The sequence below is a fragment of the Marinobacter sp. M3C genome (genome assembly GCF_023311895.1).
Taxonomy (GTDB): Bacteria; Pseudomonadota; Gammaproteobacteria; order Pseudomonadales; family Oleiphilaceae; genus Marinobacter.
Window position 1 is genome coordinate 2,730,672 of record NZ_CP092284.1, and the last position, 12,473, is coordinate 2,743,144.

General features: G+C 53.6%; 14 protein-coding genes and 1 pseudogene. 10 read left to right on the forward strand and 5 right to left on the reverse strand.

Annotation, left to right across the window (positions count from 1 at the left end; all coding sequences use genetic code 11):
• Positions 1-84 precede the first annotated feature (84 nt).
• Together MIH18_RS12890 and MIH18_RS12895 are read right to left on the reverse strand one after the other, a co-directional pair.
• Entirely contained in the window at positions 85-1,362 is a 1,278-nt protein-coding gene (locus MIH18_RS12890; RefSeq protein WP_249006891.1) for an MFS transporter, read from the reverse strand.
• Positions 1,355-2,509, reverse strand: coding sequence for an aromatic ring-hydroxylating dioxygenase subunit alpha (locus MIH18_RS12895; protein WP_249012559.1), 1,155 nt, complete (start codon positions 2,507-2,509; stop codon positions 1,355-1,357). The genes MIH18_RS12890 and MIH18_RS12895 overlap by 8 nt, the downstream gene beginning before the upstream one ends.
• A gap of 210 nt (positions 2,510-2,719) precedes the next feature.
• Here MIH18_RS12895 and MIH18_RS12900 point away from each other — a divergent pair, with 210 nt between their 5' ends.
• Positions 2,720-3,616 (forward strand): LysR family transcriptional regulator, encoded by an 897-nt coding sequence (locus tag MIH18_RS12900; RefSeq protein ID WP_249006893.1) that lies wholly within the window; start codon positions 2,720-2,722, stop codon positions 3,614-3,616.
• Between the two features lie 82 nt (positions 3,617-3,698).
• Here the strand turns inward: MIH18_RS12900 and MIH18_RS12905 are convergent, their stop codons facing one another.
• Entirely contained in the window at positions 3,699-4,652 is a 954-nt protein-coding gene (locus MIH18_RS12905) for a DMT family transporter (protein ID WP_249006894.1), read from the reverse strand.
• 125 nt (positions 4,653-4,777) lie between these two features.
• Here MIH18_RS12905 and MIH18_RS12910 point away from each other — a divergent pair, with 125 nt between their 5' ends.
• Complete coding sequence (locus MIH18_RS12910; protein ID WP_249006895.1) at positions 4,778-5,617, forward strand: AraC family transcriptional regulator; 840 nt, start codon at positions 4,778-4,780, stop codon at positions 5,615-5,617.
• A gap of 360 nt (positions 5,618-5,977) precedes the next feature.
• On the opposite strand, the pseudogene MIH18_RS12915 reads toward MIH18_RS12910, so the two are convergent.
• Positions 5,978-7,449 (reverse strand): annotated as a pseudogene (locus MIH18_RS12915) (PLP-dependent aminotransferase family protein).
• 199 nt (positions 7,450-7,648) lie between these two features.
• On the opposite strand from MIH18_RS12915, the gene MIH18_RS12920 reads away from it, so the two are divergent.
• The 6 genes from MIH18_RS12920 to MIH18_RS12945 all read left to right on the forward strand — a co-directional run bounded on the left by MIH18_RS12920 (position 7,649) and on the right by MIH18_RS12945 (position 10,743).
• Positions 7,649-7,936 carry a LysE family transporter gene (locus tag MIH18_RS12920; protein ID WP_249012560.1) on the forward strand — a complete coding sequence of 96 codons (288 nt, stop codon included), beginning with the start codon at positions 7,649-7,651 and terminating at the stop codon, positions 7,934-7,936.
• A 101-nt stretch (positions 7,937-8,037) separates the two neighbouring features.
• On the forward strand, positions 8,038-8,208 hold the full coding sequence (locus MIH18_RS12925) for a hypothetical protein (protein ID WP_249012561.1): 171 nt from the start codon (positions 8,038-8,040) through the stop codon (positions 8,206-8,208).
• Complete coding sequence (locus MIH18_RS12930; RefSeq protein WP_249006897.1) at positions 8,201-8,830, forward strand: LysE family transporter; 630 nt, start codon at positions 8,201-8,203, stop codon at positions 8,828-8,830. The genes MIH18_RS12925 and MIH18_RS12930 overlap by 8 nt, the downstream gene beginning before the upstream one ends.
• A 285-nt stretch (positions 8,831-9,115) precedes the next feature.
• Positions 9,116-9,778 (forward strand): transposase, encoded by a 663-nt coding sequence (locus tag MIH18_RS12935; RefSeq protein ID WP_249012562.1) that lies wholly within the window; start codon positions 9,116-9,118, stop codon positions 9,776-9,778.
• A 63-nt stretch (positions 9,779-9,841) separates the two neighbouring features.
• A complete protein-coding gene (locus tag MIH18_RS12940) occupies positions 9,842-10,276 on the forward strand; it encodes a type I restriction-modification enzyme R subunit C-terminal domain-containing protein (RefSeq protein WP_349293809.1) in 435 nt (144 codons plus the stop codon).
• 281 nt (positions 10,277-10,557) lie between these two features.
• Positions 10,558-10,743, forward strand: a complete 186-nt coding sequence (locus MIH18_RS12945; protein ID WP_283164717.1) for a type II toxin-antitoxin system YafQ family toxin — start codon at positions 10,558-10,560, stop codon at positions 10,741-10,743.
• A gap of 315 nt (positions 10,744-11,058) precedes the next feature.
• Here MIH18_RS12945 and MIH18_RS12950 read toward each other — a convergent pair whose 3' ends face one another.
• Complete coding sequence (locus tag MIH18_RS12950) at positions 11,059-11,511, reverse strand: pilin (RefSeq protein WP_283164718.1); 453 nt, start codon at positions 11,509-11,511, stop codon at positions 11,059-11,061.
• Positions 11,512-11,751: 240 nt separating this feature from the next.
• Here MIH18_RS12950 and MIH18_RS12960 point away from each other — a divergent pair, with 240 nt between their 5' ends.
• Together MIH18_RS12960 and MIH18_RS12965 are read left to right on the forward strand one after the other, a co-directional pair.
• Positions 11,752-12,168 (forward strand): hypothetical protein, encoded by a 417-nt coding sequence (locus tag MIH18_RS12960; protein WP_249012563.1) that lies wholly within the window; start codon positions 11,752-11,754, stop codon positions 12,166-12,168.
• A gap of 8 nt (positions 12,169-12,176) precedes the next feature.
• On the forward strand, positions 12,177-12,464 hold the full coding sequence (locus tag MIH18_RS12965) for a hypothetical protein (protein WP_249012564.1): 288 nt from the start codon (positions 12,177-12,179) through the stop codon (positions 12,462-12,464).
• Positions 12,465-12,473: the final 9 nt, after the last annotated feature.

Sequence of the window (12,473 nt, forward strand, 5' to 3'; positions counted from 1 at the left end):
GCCTTCCGCTGTGTTTTCCGTCTGGTATTCGTACTGCGCCGCTAACCAGTGTAGGAAGGGTTATCGAACAAGACCAAGAAGCTATCATGTGTGTGTGCGGTCTCTCAAAAACAAAGATGCTATTACCCCCAGCCCGCTTATGGTTAAGGGCAGAATCAACGCGAATTGATAACTCTGAAGACTTGGGCCAGTTTGTTTTTCTGCGACATTCACGATATCCAGAATTACGCCAAAGCCCGATTGAACCAAAGCTGCTGCCAAAAATGCGCCCATATTTACAAGCGCTGTTGCAAACCCGACGTTCTGCAGGGCTACCGCCTCCTTGGTGGCCGCAAAAATGACGCTTACCTGTCCTCCTGAGAGTCCCAACAGTACAAACAGAACCATTGCCCCCCACCCAGGACTCCATTCAGCAAAGGCCATTACGCCCCATACAGTCGCCGATATCAGTGCTGCCGCAACAATTACCGGCTTCTTCGCTCCAATACGATCAGCTGCCCACCCTGCAAATAAAGAGCCCACACCGTAAACAATAAGTGCAATAGTTGCATACTGTGCGGCTTGTGTAGGTTGCAGGCCGAAGCCGTCTATTAAGAGTGGCGCAGCCCACAATCCTAGAAACGCATAGAGCGTTCCATTAGTGGCAGCTACACAAAGAAAAAGCAGCCATACTTGGCTGGATCGCAGTACGCGCCGATTTCCCTGCAGTAGTTGATGTACTGTTGCCTTGGCTTTCGGTGAGTGCTCTTGTCTTCGCTTAGGGGCATCTTGACAAAAAACAACAAGACCGGCGGAGGCCAAAAACGTCAGGCCACCAAAAAAGAGAACAATATCTCTCCAGCTGAACCAGTTCAGTAGATGCGCGGTCGGGCTCTGCGCTATCACACTCCCCAGTGCAGCCAGAAGCATAGTTGTGCCCATGACGAGCGAATGGCGATCTGAGGAAAACCAAGTAGCGTTGTAAGTCATCAGGGCGACGAAAACTGCAGATAACCCAAGCCCCATCAGAGCTGACCCCACGAGCAAAACCATTAGATTTGGGGCAAAACCAAAACAAAAAGCACCTATCGACGTTACAGCCCCCCCGATAAGCCCACCATTTCGTACCCCAACCGAGTCGGTAAAAATGCCAGCGGGCACCTGCATCAGTGTGTAAACCCAGAAGTGCATTGATGCCACAATACCGAGTGCAGTGGCTGTCAAACTGAGCTCTTGCTGCATACTCCCTGACAATGTCGCGGGTGCGAAACGGAAAAAGAAGCCATTGATGAAGATGCTAACAAGCAGGCACCAGCCTCCCCATTTAAGCCAGCTCGTCGGAATCAAAAGGGGCGCCCCAGCAACGGGACGAGTGCTATTCATACCCCGCTTCCCTCAGTCTTGACCCAACGAGCGCTGAGAAGTAAGCAGCAATCGGTTCAACCGGTGTGTAGTGTCCCTGCACTTGGTTGCTCAATCCTTCCAGTTGGTACTCGCAAATCTGATCATCCTCAAGAATCACCTGATCAAGACGTTCGAAATAGAGCGGAGCAATATCATTGAAATCGCTTCGAGCCAGCGTTTCCTCATGGAACGCGTAACCAACATTGACACTAGTGCGAGTGGCTGAAATGGGTATCTTCTGAATCCACCACATGACTTCTGGTGCGGTTACAATGAAGAAGCCCGGCATAATGACGCAGAAATGGGTACCCTCTGCGGCTTCGCCAATAATGTCACGGGGTGGTGAAAAGGCGAGGTTGCGCTTTTCAGGGAATAGCGCTGGCGAAAGCGAATTTTTATGGTAGACACCAAACCAATTGTGATCGTGCTCTATCGGCCTAACCGGTTGACTGCCAATCGACCGACTGTGGATGAAGTTCGTATGGAGGGTTTCCATATCTACCTCAATGTACAGCTTCCAGTTCGTCGTCAGTGTGTAAGCCTTTTCTTGAACACAGTGCATTCTCTGGATTTGGTGTGGGAGGGCGACTTTGTCGATGTAGTTGCCGAGATAGGCGTCAAGCGGGACCTCGTTTTCGTCATTCAGGTTAATGAACACCAAGCCTGCTGTGACTTCACATTGAACGCTCACCAAATTGAGGTTTAGCCCTGGAAGGTCACTTTTAGTCACGCACCCTCCCAAACCGGGAGCGCTTATCAAATTGCCAGATGTGTCATAAGTCCACTCATGAAAAGGGCATTTAAACTGGGCGTTTTTCCCACATTTTTGTGTTGTTAAAGGAGCTGCCCGATGCCTACAGGTGTTCAGAAATGCTCTGATTGTACCGTCTTCACTACGAACAACGATGACACTGCGTTCCAAGAACCGACGTGTTACAAAACTTCCGGTATCAGGAATAGAAGACGACAAGCAGACAAAATGCCATGCTGGAAAATGAATAGCATGCAGTTCGCGTTCAAACCATTCGCCCTGGGTATAACATTGAGGGGGGAGCATTTTTGAGAGATCTGCGTGAGCAACTCCGCCCAAACTTCTGTTGCCAAGGGAACTCGTCATCATTGTCATAGTCGCTTCCATGTGTTTGTTTCCAGAGCAAGTGGGGCAGAGCGTACAAAGGGACACAGGTAAGTTGGAAACGAAAAAACTTGTCTGGGGGTATCAACTTATTCGATACTCAATCAGAGTTCCTTTTTATTCATTCGATTGCCGCTTCTGCCCTCCCCCAATATGCGCACATTAGGCAGCTGAGACGAGCCGGCCATAGGAGGCATCAAAATGAAATGGAGTTTGGATCAGCTACGCACATTTATATATGTTGCAGATACGGGCGGTTTTTCGCGGGCGGGAGAGAGACTCTTCCTGGCCCAGTCTACTGTCAGTTGGCAAGTTCAGCAGCTTGAGCGCCAGGTTGGCGCGCCGTTGCTTCAACGGAATCCGAATGGCGTCACCCTCACTGAAAAAGGCATGGCCTTCTACCTGAGGGCGCAAAAGGTTGTCACCGCAAACGATGAAGCTGAGTTGTGGTTGACGCAGAACACCGTTGGCCGACAAATCATTCGATTCGCCACCACCGATTGTTATGCAAGTTGTCTATTACCAGGACTACTTGAGCATTGGAAATGCCAGTTTTCCAACGTGCAAGTCACTTTGGATTGCAGCTTTAGCACCGGTATCTGGGAGCGTTATAAAAAAGGGGAGTTCGATATTGCTCTGGCTCAGCATTGTCCTTCTGACATCAACGCAGAGCCCATCAGGGTCGAACCGTTAGAATGGGTATGTGCCAGACAATCGTTAGCTTGGCAACAAAATACGGTGCCCGTAGCTTTGTTTGAGAACGGCTGTCCTGACAGAGAAATCATGCTCAGTGCGCTCAAAGGTGCGAGACGTGAGTATCGAGTTGAGTTCGAGACCTACAGCTATGGGGGGCTTGTGGCGGCGGTGGAAAGCGGAGCCGTAATTTCTGCACTGCCCAGATCGACAATACCTTCCACGCTCAAAGTTCTTGATAGTCAGCACTGGCTCCCACGGCTGCCATCTTTGAACGTGAAACTAGCAAGCCCAAACAAAAGCAGTAACGCTATATGCGGCCAACTATACGATGCCGTTATGCTCCACTTAGCCAAGGGCAGCCCGAGTTTAGCGATTAGTGGCGAAGAAACCGTACCAAACTAGGAATACTCTATGATCATTCGGCTGTCACGTAGAGGAGCAACTTGGCTCCGACGATCAATCGCCGACTAGCCCCTCGTCTGTATTAGCGAATTGCGTCTTCCCGGATCACTGCCACCGCCTGGGTGGGCGTCACCGGATGTCCGGGCGTTCTTGAAAGCTCGTCGATGCCGCGCTTGCGGGGACGCCAGAACATGATCACGTTCCCTACAAGGATCAGGGCGACCCCGATCATGGCGGGTGGTGTCCAGTTGTAGCCTTCGAACACGGTCGAGATTGCGAGTGCGACGATCGGGAATAACGCGGTCGCATAGCCCGCCCGTGCTGATCCGATCCGTGCAACAAGCACGAGGTAGGTGGTGAAGCCGACCACTGACCCGATCATCGCAAGATAGACCAGCGCCATCCAGTAAACCGGCTTCGTCGAGAGGATCACTGGCTGCCCGCTCGCCAGGATTAAACCCATCAGTGCGAGTGCACCGATGCCCATGCCCCAGCTGTTGGCGCTGACCGGTGTGATGCCCAGGCCGCTGTTTCGCCGCGATGCCATATTCCCGAAAGAGAACATCAGCGTTCCAAACGTGGCCCAGCCGATTCCCTGAAGCGTGGCGATGTCGAAGCTGGCAACGAGGTCGGCCCAGAAGATTAGCACCAATCCGGTCGCGCCTACGCTGCCGGCAAGGATCGTCTGCACGGTGATCCGATCGCTAAAGAACAACCGTGCGTTGATCGCATTGAAGATTGACGCCAGCGAGAAGACAATCGACACCAGCCCCGACGGGATCAGCGCGGAGGCTTTGTAAAGACCGATGAAATTGAAACAGAATAGGCAAAGGGCCTGAAGAACAACGAAACGCCAGATGGTCGGGCGCTTAAGCCGCCGCATCAGCGCGAGCCCAGCCAGCATGATCAGCCCAGCCAGCGCGAAACGGAAAAAGATGGACACGATGATCGGTACCTCACCGATCTGTGCCGCGATACCGATCCAGGTAGTCCCCCAAATGAGAACAGTGGTTATAAACAGCGTTATATTGTTCATAGTAGGCCTTCAACTTTCTCTTGATGGCACTACGCTAACCTCTTTTCGTATTCGAGTTTTGCACATTCTTGCGGTATTTTTTTATGAATTAACCCATTGCGATTATGCTTTGGTAAGCTTGAATCATGCTTCGAACAGTTGAACATTTCCTTGGCCGCTCAAACGCCGCAAATCTCGCCACCAAGATGAGCCTGGGCGCGGGGTGCAGTGTCGCAATCTGGGAAAACCAGAACGATCACGTACGATACGAAGCACCGCATAATCATACCCTCAGTCTGTACCTGAAGGGTGGGACAGGAACCCGACGGCTTGATGCTGGCAAGGTATCCGGATGGCCCGGCGCAGTCTGCATCATGCCTGCGGGACAAAGTTCGGAGTGGGAGATCACCAAACGGTTCCGATTCGTTCATCTCTACCTTTCAGACGAAAGGCTGCGCAGTATGTTTTCAGAAACCCATGACTGCGACGCCCGCCAGCTTGATCTCATCGAGGCCAACTTCGTCGATAAGCCAAACGTCGCGCAACCGCTTGCCGAACTCGCCCGCGCCGCAATGTCGAACAACATCCTTCACGCGGAAGGCGCACTGACGGATCTGATCGGGGTGCTTCCAGGTCGCAAGGCACGCCTCCTCGGGGGTCTCGCGCCTCATGTATTGCGCCGAGTGGAGGATTATATCGAAGCCTATCTCGCCACGACCATTCATCTTAATGACCTTGCGCTGCTGGCTAACATGTCCGAGTTTCACTTTCATCGGATGTTCCGTCTCGTGCGTGGTTACCCACCCCACGCGTGGATTACCGGGCAGCGAGTACGTCGTGCGAAGCAGCGGCTGCGCTCGGACACACCGATTGCAGAAATTGCCGTTGATTGTGGCTTTTCGAGCCAGAGCCATCTGACCCGCGTTTTCCGTAATCAGACCGGCCGAACGCCGGCACAATTCCGCAAACTCCTTCGCGATACGTGACGTTACTCAGCGATTCGTGCGACATGGTGCGAATGCGCAACCTTCGCCCTGGGCTTGCTACGCAGTCGCATGTTCTCGACAGAAGGTGGGGTTCGTGAAGACCTCGCTACAGGAAGCGCTGCAGGAAGCGCTTCAGCAGCGTTGGCAGGATATCTCGCGGCGGCTATGCCAGGCCCTGATCTATGGTGCTGGGAAATTCACCAGGGTATAGAGATGGGCCGGTAGTCCCCCCATTTTCAGAGGGGCAAATTTCTAACTCAGAACATTAGGCACGCCCAACATGAAACCTCGATCGCGTGGCTGCAATACCATGTAGTTGAGCGTGCATTTCGTACTTGTGGAAAGGCCGCTTGCCACAGGTCAGGTATTCGCCGCTATTGTTGTTCCTGCTGTCCCGACGCGGAGGTCGCTCGGCTCCTGCTCCATGAGTTGGCCGATGGTCCGACCGACCTTCAGCACCGCCATCTCCATTTTGCGAGTGGGCAGGTTGGCGAAGTTCATCCGAATGCAGTTACGATATTTTCCCGCCGCCGAGAAAATATTGCCGCTCGCCACTTGTACGTTCTGGGCTTCCAACAGGCGATTGAGGGCATAGCTGTCGAACTCTTCCGACAGCTCGATCCACAGCGTAAACCCCCCTTGGGGTTGGCTGACTCGGGTGCCCGCCGGGAAATAGCGGTTGACCCATTCGCTCATCAGGTCGCCGTTGCGCTTGTATTGTTTGCACATACGGCGCAGGTGCTGGAGGTAATTGCCCTTGGCGATGAATTCGGCAACCGCTAACGGGGGTTGTGTCGCCGTGGCGCCCGAGCCAATGTATTTCATGTGCAGCACCTGTGGCAGGTAGCGTCCCGGGGCGATCCAGCCGACCCGAAGGCCGGGTGCCACTGTCTTGGAAAATGAACTGCACAGCAGAATCCGATTGTCCTCATCAAAGGACTTCAGTGAGCGCGGCCGCGGATAGCGATATGATAGATCACCATAGATATCGTCTTCAATGATCGGCACGTCAAAACGCTGGGCCAGGCGGACAAGCTTGAGCTTGCGATCGTCGGGCATGATGTAGCCCAGGGGGTTGTTACAGTTGGCCGTCACTTGGATAACTTTGATCGGCCATTGCTCCATGGCCATTTCCAAGGCTTCCAGGTTGATGCCAGTGACAGGTTCCGGTGGGAATCTCCAGTGCCTTGAGGTCGGCGGCCTTGAGAATTTGCGTGATGCCGTGGTAGCTCGGCGAGGCAATGGCAACGATGTCGCCGGGCACGCAAACCGCGCGTATGGCGGTAGACAGGGCTTCCTGGCAACCGCTGGTGACGATTATGTCGGCCGGGGTCAGGCTGCAGCCCGAATCAATGGACAGCCGAGCGATTTGTTCACGCAATGCCAATACGCCCTGGATGTGGTTGTACTGCAGGCTTGCGCTGTCACTGCGCCGGCTGATACGGGCCATTGTGGTCAGCAGCGGCTTGAGGGTGGGCGCGGTTACATCCGGCATGCCGCAACCCAACTGAACGGTACTGGTACTCTGATCGAAGCGCATCAGCTCCCGAACCATGTCCCATTGGGAAATGTTCACCGGCCGCAAGATCGGACGGTCCATTTGCGGTAATGGCGCCACTCGCCTGTCGGCAGGAACGAAGTAGCCCGACCTGGCGCGCGGTATCGCCAGCCCGGAACATTCCAATACACGGTAGGCCTGTTGCACGGTTGTCAGGCTGACACCGTGCTCATGGCTAAGGGCGGTGTACAGAGGGTAGGCGCTCGCCAGGCCCGTACAGGCCCTGCTCAATGCGGCTGCTGATGGATTCGGCGAGGTTCAGATAAAGAGTCATAGCTCTGACTGTAGCTTTTCGTCTGTTGCTTGAAAAGCGACAGATAGGGGGTTTTTTGAAATTTTTATACAAAAAAAGGCAGTCTGTATTTAAAAAATTCATCACTGCTGTATCTGTAATACACCTCGACGCCTTGGGATGATATGCCCTATACAGCTCCGCAACTGGCGCCGCTGACGCTGATCGATGGAGCATGACGATGCAGAGCCTCGATTACTACTCGATCATTTTGTTCGTGATCGCCACATGCGTCACGCCAGGGCCTAACAACGTGATGTTGATGTCATCGGGGGCGAATTTCGGGATGGGCCGCACGATGCGGCATCTGGCAGGGATCAACATCGGTTTTCCGTTAATGTTGGTGGCAGTCGGGCTGGGCGCCGGGGCCATTTTCCGGCAATACTCGTGGCTGCAGGACGGACTGCAAGTGATAGGCGCGGTGTACCGTAAGCGCTGCCGGACACGCCGGAGGCTTGCCAGTCAGTGATATGCTGCTGCCAGGCGTGTGCTCGTTCGGTTGGGGTCATGCTGATTCCTCATGGAATGGGTGAGGAGGTCAGTGTGTGCAATCGGCGAGCTGGAATGTAGGTGCTGATTTATTGGCGCTTACATTCAACCTGCCATCACTTGGCGTCTTCGGTCGACAGCGGGCAGATTATCGATGTCACGCGCTTCCACGTAGCGCGGGCCGAGACCGCATCGTCGTTGCGTCTGCACGTGGGCGCTGACGCGATGGGTATGAGAGGGTCCTATGTTTGAGTTTTCGAGTTTCGCTGCCGCACTGGGGGTTTACGTGATCGGCACCGCCAGCCCGGGGCCAGGCAACCTGGCGATTGCCAATACCTCGCTCAATTACGGGCGCACACCGGGCCTGGCGTTGGCCGCCGGGGTCATTTCCGGGTCGTTGTGCTGGGGTGCAATGACGGCTGCCGGCGTCTCAGCGCTGTTGATGTCCAATACGCAGGTGCTGGTGTGGTTGAAGATATTGGGCGCCTGCTATCTGTTCTTCCTGGCCTGGAAGTCGATCCGCGGTGCGCTGGCGCGCAACGCCGTGATCGTGGCGCGTACGCAGGAAAAACAGACGCGCAACCTGGGCTTCTATTTGCAAGGGCTGGGCATTCACTTGACCAACCCCAAGGCGACCTTGACCTGGTTCACCGTGACCACTGTCGGGCTGAGTGCCAGCGCGCCGATCTGGGCCAGTTTTGTCCTGGTGGCGAGCTGTGCGGTTTTGGGGGGCGTGATTTTCTGCACTTATGCACTGGCCTTCTCCGCGCATTCGGCGGAACGGTTTTTCGCCCGTACCCGTAAATCGTTCGGGCTGATTTGCGCTGCCTTTTATTCGATGGTGGCCATCGGTTTTCTCAGCTCGCTGTTCTGAGGCACCGGTAAAAATTTCGTAACTATTCAGCTCAAAAAAACTGCGAAAGTTCTTGACAGGGTTTTTGCTTGAATCTTCCCGCTTTATCGGCATTCGTACCGATGCCACCACGCAGGCCATAGCCGACGGCATAAGGTCTGCTGAAGGGCTCTACTAACCGATTTCGATCACGGGACGGCCTCAGCTTTTTAATCGCCTCAGAATGGCCCTCAGAGCCAAAAATGTCGCTCTGAAACCCCCTGCGATAATGGACGCCTCACAAAGCCATCCAGGTGCGGGCAGACATTGAAGATAGAAAATATTGACGTTGATTCGGCGATCGGATCCGTCAAAAAACTTCTCGAGAAAGAGCGCGATCTGTCGCCTTCACTCAAGGCAGCACTGGAGGTGTTGCTCCTTTTGGTGGCGATGCTCCTCAACCGCACCACACTCAATAGCAAAAACAGCAGCAAGCCGCCCTCCTCAGATCCGAACCGAGAGAAGTCCTCCAGAAAGGGGGAGATAGCAGATGCCGGTGGCCGCTTGCCAGCCACCGACGCTGACCCGTGGCGACAGCGCTATCGACGACTTCTTGAAGAGGCAGATAGCGAATGTCCACCTCCCGATGAGAGCCCGCGAGAGGAAGGAAAACGAGGCCGGCTAAAACGATCAAAAGCCCGAAACTTACTGGAGAGGTTGCGACACTTCGAGCACGACGTCCTGCGTTTCATGGATGTCGAGTACGTCCCTTTCACCAATAATCAGGGTGAGAACGACCTGCGCATGACGAAAGTGCAGCAAAAGATATCCGGTTGTTTTCGATCCATGGAGGGGGCGAAGATCTTTTGCCGGGTTCGCAGTTACCTGTCGACGTGTCGTAAGCAGGGGATGTCAGCCACAGAGGCGTTGGCGTTACTCTTTCAGGGGAAAAATCCTGCGTTTATGGATACAGAAGAGGCTCAGTTTTAATGATCGTGGCAGATATGAGCTGAATAGTTACGCTACGGCAAGCATAAAAAGCCCGAAGACTATCTGGACGAATTCAGCCAGTTCATCAACCTACAGCTGAACCAGTCAGCGGCCCTGGCCGTGGTGGTCAACAAACCCCGCGACCTGACCCGTCAGCAGCTGCGCGAAGTAAAACTGCTGCTTGACAACCACGGCTACTCCGAAGCGCACCTGCAAAGCGCCGTGCGCAACCAAACCAACAAAGACATAGCCGCCAGCATCATCGGCCACATCCGCCGCGCCGCCCTGGGCGAGGCGCTGATTCCCTTCGAACAGCGCGTGGCACACGCCATAGACAACATCTACACCCGCCACAGCTGGACCTCCGCTCAGCGCAAATGGCTGGACCGCCTGGCCAAACAACTGGTGCACGAAGTGATCATTGACCGGGATTTTGTCAACAACCGCTTCGCCGAAGACGGCGGCGCCAAACGCATGGACAAAGTACTGGGGGATTAGCTGGACGTGGTGCTGGAGGAGTTGAACGATGCCATGTGGCCGTTGCAGTCGGCGTGATGAAGCTGTGTTGATTCCATCGACATTGCTTCAATCTATGTCGATTTAATGACGTTTTATCGACATAGGTCATCGTTCCAAAGCTGAGTTGGCGAAAAAAAGCGGAACAACCACCGTCATGTATAGTTTTCTCAATTTTCTATGCATATCCGTGCCGACATATATAGAATATTGGCTTTTATACATATATAACTATCGACACCTATAGAAAACAACCAAACCTGTTGCTCAGCCTGCTGATGCGCCAGACGCCGTTGCCCGAGGCGTATCAGGATCACCCGTTGCGCGGTAACTGGAAGGGCTATCGGGACGCACATATTGAGCCGGACTGGTTGCTGCTGTACCGAGTGGACGGTGAGGAGTTGCAGTTGGCCAGAACTGGCACACATGCTGATTTGTTTCAGGAGTAGTTCTGCTTTTGTGCGCTGTCACAGGCTGAAATACCAGCATCTTTCAAGTTAAGAGCGCAGCGCAAGGTCGTTGAAAACGCGCACCTGTGGCGGGCTATGGAGCCGCTTTAAGGCAGGTTTGGTGTTGCCCGCATCAGCTCTGGGCTTGATGATAACCCGATAGGATATACTATTTTATTGCCAGCCTGCTGGCATGAACATGGTGCAGAATACTCGCCTCAGAAATGACAAAAGCCCGGGATCGAAACCATCGGGCCTTTGAGTATTGGGTTAGATGAACACTGATCTTTAACTAATCAGTAACTTAACAACCTATTACGTGAAATTATTCGGCAGATATTTGAGATCGATACCTCTAGTGACTGCACACGTGAATTCAAATGCAGTCGGACTGGTGTTAATGGCTGGGGGCGTCAAAGTCAAAATGCCACCCGCAATATTAGCGTTAACAGTTCCAGCACCTTTCAACGTGACAGTAATAACACCATTGCCATCCCCAACAAATGCATCTGCATATTGCCCTGCAACTGTTAGATCAGTGTTTGAGGGTGTTGTGGCTATGGTTGTACCTGGATAGGCGCCATTGATTTGGCCGTATTCTGAAATGGTGGTTTTCATTCCACTAGTCATAGAAAAAACTTCAGACACTTGAGCGCGGGCAATGTAATCCTGGTAAGCCGGAATGGCCACTGCGGCCAAAATACCAATGATCGCCAAAACGATCATCAGTTCAATCAGGGTAAAACCTTTCTGCATTTGATTTTTCATTTCATAATTCCACTTTTTAGGTGAGGAGTGGTGAATAAACGGGCAAGATCGGTGCCAGCGTTGCCGACTGGGCTTTGGTATCCGTGCAACACCCTGATGTGAGCGGGGTTGGGGGGTCGGGCCCTTTTATTTGCTAGACTGCTAGCGTGACACTGAAGGCGGATATGGCACTGTCTAAACAGTGCCAAACTGGCAAATGGCACACCATTCACTGTGCCAGCTGACACCTAAGGGCAAGAGATGAGCAGAGCGATTAATTTGGAAGCCGCTGACCAGGAAGCTGAGCGCCGAGATCTGGTTTCCATCCCAGAGGATGATTGGCAAGTTGCCATGGAGCGCTACAGGATCCTTGCATCCCTGGTAGGTCTGCCGTCGCGAACGGCGGCGCACGTCAAAGTGGTTGCGGATGAGCTGCTTGTCTCGGTGGCGACTGTCTATCGGTGGTTGGAGCGTGTTGAGCGATTCGGCTCGGTGAGCTGCTTGCTTCGCAAGCGTCGATTTGATGCCGGTGTTATACGGATGCCGCCATCACCATCCCAGTCCTCAATCGTAATCTGCCTGCTTACCATGCTGTCCTCACTCAACCTGAAAGATGATGCATCCTCACGCTTACAATACTGGACGGCCTGCGGAGCCATCGACATTCCCGACAGGTGATTTGAGCGTTGGACGAGACCAATCAAGTTGCACAGGTTGTGAGTGTTGCCTACAGGGTGGTGGCTGACGCGCTTGGCATTGTGGAATTCGATCAATCGCGACGGCCCATCCGCGCCAGCTGTATCAATTTGCGCAGCAGGCTGTTCAGACCTTTCCGGTTTCGCGTGTCAGGTTGGACCAGCAGGGTGTTCAAGTTGGTGCAGTGCCTACAGTCGATCTTTTATAGAGCACGAATTCATCAGCCCCTAGGCGTTGAGCAAGAGCCGTTGGACTTTCCGGTGAAACACCAGAAATGATTTATAAAT

Excerpts from the sequence above, each read along its gene's own strand:
- MIH18_RS12890 (WP_249006891.1), bottom strand. The coding sequence starts at position 1,362 with ATGAATAGCACTCGTCCCGTTGCTGGGGCGCCCCTTTTGATTCCGACG.
- MIH18_RS12895 (WP_249012559.1), bottom strand. The coding sequence starts at position 2,509 with ATGACAATGATGACGAGTTCCCTTGGCAACAGAAGTTTGGGCGGAGTT.
- MIH18_RS12900 (WP_249006893.1), top strand. The coding sequence starts at position 2,720 with ATGAAATGGAGTTTGGATCAGCTACGCACATTTATATATGTTGCAGAT.
- MIH18_RS12905 (WP_249006894.1), bottom strand. The coding sequence starts at position 4,652 with ATGAACAATATAACGCTGTTTATAACCACTGTTCTCATTTGGGGGACT.
- MIH18_RS12910 (WP_249006895.1), top strand. The coding sequence starts at position 4,778 with ATGCTTCGAACAGTTGAACATTTCCTTGGCCGCTCAAACGCCGCAAAT.
- MIH18_RS12920 (WP_249012560.1), top strand. The coding sequence starts at position 7,649 with ATGCAGAGCCTCGATTACTACTCGATCATTTTGTTCGTGATCGCCACA.
- MIH18_RS12930 (WP_249006897.1), top strand. The coding sequence starts at position 8,201 with ATGTTTGAGTTTTCGAGTTTCGCTGCCGCACTGGGGGTTTACGTGATC.
- MIH18_RS12950 (WP_283164718.1), bottom strand. The coding sequence starts at position 11,511 with ATGAAAAATCAAATGCAGAAAGGTTTTACCCTGATTGAACTGATGATC.
- MIH18_RS12960 (WP_249012563.1), top strand. The coding sequence starts at position 11,752 with ATGAGCAGAGCGATTAATTTGGAAGCCGCTGACCAGGAAGCTGAGCGC.